We start from the raw sequence: 1,087 nt of genomic DNA, 5'->3' as shown, positions 1-1,087 counted from the left end.
GCCCGGCCGTGTGATTGCCTCGCGCACGTGTACGGCAACGCGGCCGATCGTGCTGGGCGTGTGCGACGCTACCCGTCGGACATGACCGACGCGGAGTGGGCGGTGGTCCGCGGCCTGCTACCGGTGCCGGCGTGGATGAACGGCAAGGGCGGCCGGCCGGAGGGCTATTGCCACCGGCAGATGATCGACGCGATCCGGTATCTCGTGGACAACGGGATCAAGTGGCGGGCGATGCCCGCGGACTTTCCCGCCTGGGACCGCGTCTACGCGTTCTTCCGCCGCTGGCGCGACCATCGCCTGATCACCGAGTTCCACGACCGACTGCGCGCCCGGGTTCGCGAAAGCGAGGGACGGGAGAGGGAACCGACTGCCGTGATCGTCGACTCGCAGTCGGTCAAGGCAGCCGCGTCCGTCCCGGCACGCTCACGGGGCTTCGACGGGGGCAAGAAGATCAACGGCCGCAAGCGGCACCTGATCGTGGACTGCCTTGGTCTGCTGCTGATGGTGCTGGTCACCCCGGCCGACGTCACGGACCGGGACGCCGCCTGCGGCATGCTGCCCCGCCTGCTGGCCCGTCACCGCAAGGTCCGGCTCGTGTGGGCCGATGGCGGCTACACAGGCCGCCTCGTCGACTGGGCCAGGAACAGACTGCGCCTCACCCTGGAGATCGTCAAACGCAGCGACGACACCCGCGGCTTCGTCGTACTGCCCCGGCGCTGGTGTGTGGAGCGCACCCTGGGCTGGCTGATGCGCTCCCGCCGCCTGACCCGCGACTACGAGACGCGCCCCGCCACCAGCGAAGCCGTGGTGCACTGGTCGATGGCCATGCTCATGGGACGCCGCCTCGCCCGCCACCGCACCTGATCACTCACTGCGCCGGCATCGCAGGACGAACAGACCCGGCCGCTCCTCCGCCAGCCAGCCACGCGCGACCAGCCGCTTTGCCTTGACCCGCACACCCTCGACCTTCGCCGGCACCAGCTCCAGGCCCAACCGGGCAGCCAGGTCCCTCGCCCGCAGCCCCTGGCCGCCGCTGCCGGCCTCCAGCACGGCCAGCAGCCTGCGGTACTCAGGAGCAAGCACCTCA

The 1,087-nt window shown here is 70.7% G+C and carries 1 protein-coding gene and 1 pseudogene; one reads left to right on the top strand and one right to left on the bottom strand.

Annotation, left to right across the window (positions count from 1 at the left end):
- Nucleotides 1–81 precede the first annotated feature (81 nt).
- Nucleotides 82–864, top strand: coding sequence for an IS5 family transposase (locus tag ABGA99_RS36510; RefSeq protein ID WP_347584283.1), 783 nt, complete (start codon nucleotides 82–84; stop codon nucleotides 862–864).
- Here the strand turns inward: ABGA99_RS36510 and ABGA99_RS36505 are convergent.
- Nucleotides 865–1,087, bottom strand: a pseudogene (locus ABGA99_RS36505) (hypothetical protein); the annotation flags it as partial.

It is taken from the genome of Streptomyces sp. B5E4 (assembly GCF_039871555.1).
Lineage (GTDB): Bacteria > Actinomycetota > Actinomycetes > Streptomycetales > Streptomycetaceae > Streptomyces.
The sequence above is the reverse complement of the archived record's forward strand: the minus strand, read 5'-3'. Positions and strand labels throughout refer to the sequence as shown.